The following is a 2,628-nucleotide window of genomic DNA, read 5'->3' on the forward strand; positions in this document are numbered from 1 at the left end:
AACGGGTACCTTGCAGATGGCCCCTCGATCACGCTCGAGCGTCGATCGACGGCGCTGGGTATCGGATTCCCAAAGATGGTGCGTGGTTCCATGCCCTCTGACGCCGGTTGGCTGATACTCGACGAGCGCGAGCGCGACATCATCGTCAGCGCCGTSCCTGAGACCGACGTGTTTGTGAAGAGGTACGTAGGTTCGTCGGAATTTATCAACGGTACGCATCGGTATTGCCTCTGGATTGAGGACAGAGATTCCGAACTGGCCAGACGAAACCCCCTCATCGCGCAACGACTCGAACGAGTAGCCGAGTTTCGGGAGTCGCGGAATGACAAGTTGACCCGCGATCTCGCTCTCAAGCCGTGGCGATTCAAGCAGCCCGCGTACAAGCCGACTGACTCCATCGTCGTACCGAGCGTCTCGTCAGAACGGAGACCGTACATCCCCATGGGATTCCTCGGCAAGGAATCGGTTGTCTCGAACAGGGCATACGTCTTGTATGACGCTGAGCTATGGGTGTTTGGAGTGCTCACGTCGAGGGTTCACATGGCTTGGACCGAAGCGGTAACCGGTCGGCTTGAGAACCGACTTAGCTACTCGAACACGATCGTCTACAACAACTTTCCCGTGCCTTCGCTCTCGGATGCCATGAAGGAGAAGTTGACCGTCGCCGCGCTGCGCGTTTTGGACGTTCGCGAGTACCACTGCGAGCAGACGCTCGCCGACCTGTACGACCCAGACACGATGCCCAATGACCTACGCGAGGCGCATGCCGAGGTCGACGCGCTGGTTGACTCGATCTACTCGAAGCGGCCGTACGAGACCGACGAGCAGCGCCTCTCTGACCTGTTCGAGATGTACGAGCGCATGACCGCCGAGGAGGCCGCGAAGGCCCCGGCCAAGAAGACCCGGAGGCCAGTAAAGTGAACGCGATCAAGAAGCCCGTCAACGTCGTCGACGTCACCTATGCCCAGACGAAGGCGTCGGTGAACACGGACAATCTGGGCATGCGCGCGATGCAGCAGCGGGTCTTCGCCAAGCGGGAAGCGCAGCACCTCCTAATCAAGGCTCCGCCAGCATCCGGCAAGTCTCGCGCGCTGATGTTTGTGGCACTCGACAAGCTCTACAACCAGGACCGCAAGAAGGTCATCGTGGCGGTGCCCGAGCGCTCGATCGGTGCGTCCTTCGCGCCAACGAGTCTGACGAAGTTCGGCTTCTTCGCCGACTGGGATATCAAGCGCGAGAACAACCTCTGCGATGCTGGGTCTTCGGCCGGCAAGGTCGACGCGTTCATCGGGTTTCTCGAGGGCTCTGACGCGACGCTAGTGTGCACCCACGCCACACTGCGGTTCGCGTTCGAGAAGCTCGCTCCCGAGGCGTTCAACGGCATAGTGCTGGCGATCGACGAGTTCCACCACGTCTCTGCGGACACCGAGTCGAGCCGCCTGGGTGCGCTGCTGCGCGATGTAATGAACGGCTCCGATGCGCACATCGTCGCGATGACGGGCTCGTACTTCCGCGGCGACTCGGTGCCGGTGCTCTCGCCGGAGGACGAGGCGAAGTTCACCCCGGTAACCTTCAACTACTACGACCAGCTCAATGGCTACGAGCACCTGCAATCGCTTGGCATCGGCCACCACTTCTACCAGGGCCGGTACACCGACGCGATCGGCGAGGTTCTCGACCTCGACAAGAAGACGATCGTGCACATTCCGAACGTCAACTCCGGTGAATCGACGAAGGACAAGCTCGAGGAGGTCGGGTACATCCTCGACGTCCTCGGCCACGTCGAGGGAGAGGCCGACCCCGAAACGGGCGTCATCAGCGTGCGTCGAAGGGACACGGGCGCGGTTCTGCGCGTCGCAGACCTCGTCGACGATACCGATCTGAAGAAGCGCGGGGACACGCTGCACTATCTGACGCACACGGCCTCCAAGGATCGGGATGCCGTGGACGTCATCATCGCCCTGGGCATGGCGAAGGAGGGCTTCGATTGGCCCTTCGCGGAACACGCGCTGACGGTCGGCTATCGGGCGTCGCTAACCGAGGTCATCCAGATCATTGGTCGGGTCACGCGCGACTCCGAAGGTAAGTCCCACGCCCAATTCACGAACCTGATCGCCGAGCCGGACGCCTCGCAGGGTGAGGTAAAGGTGTCAGTGAATAACATGCTCAAGGCGATCACCGCGTCGCTGCTCATGGAGCAGGTGCTGGCGCAGAACTTCCAGTTCAAGACGAAGAAATTCGACGGTGACGACGCGAAGAAGCCAGGCGAGCTGAAGATCAAGGGATTCAAGGAGCCCTCGACAGCGCGGGTGAAGCAGATCGTCGAAACAGACCTGAACGACCTGAAGGCCACCATCCTCCAGGATGACACCTTTGCGAAAGCGGCCGCGGGCTCGGTGGACCCCGAGACGACGAACAAGGTGCTGATCCCGAAGATCATCCGCGAGAAGTACCCGGACCTGACTGAGGCGGAGATCGAGGAGGTCCGCCAGCAGGTCGTGGTGGACTCGGTGATCAAGACCGGCGAGGTGCGTGAGGTCGGCGACAAGCGCTTCATCAAGCTGGCCGAGAAGTTCGTGAACATCGACGATCTCAGCATCAACCTCATCGACTCGGTGAACCCCTTCC

The 2,628-nt window shown here is 60.9% G+C and carries 2 protein-coding genes; both read left to right on the forward strand.

Annotation, left to right across the window (positions count from 1 at the left end):
• The coding region (locus AC1DP3_RS18120) for a type IIL restriction-modification enzyme MmeI (protein ID WP_477295734.1) at window positions 1-921 on the forward strand (921 nt) is incomplete at its 5' end.
• On the forward strand, window positions 918-2,628 hold a 1,711-nt coding region (locus tag AC1DP3_RS18125), incomplete at its 3' end, for a DEAD/DEAH box helicase (protein ID WP_477295736.1). The genes AC1DP3_RS18120 and AC1DP3_RS18125, both read left to right, overlap by 4 nt.

The sequence above is a fragment of the Microbacterium sp. P5_B6 genome (assembly GCF_056400345.1).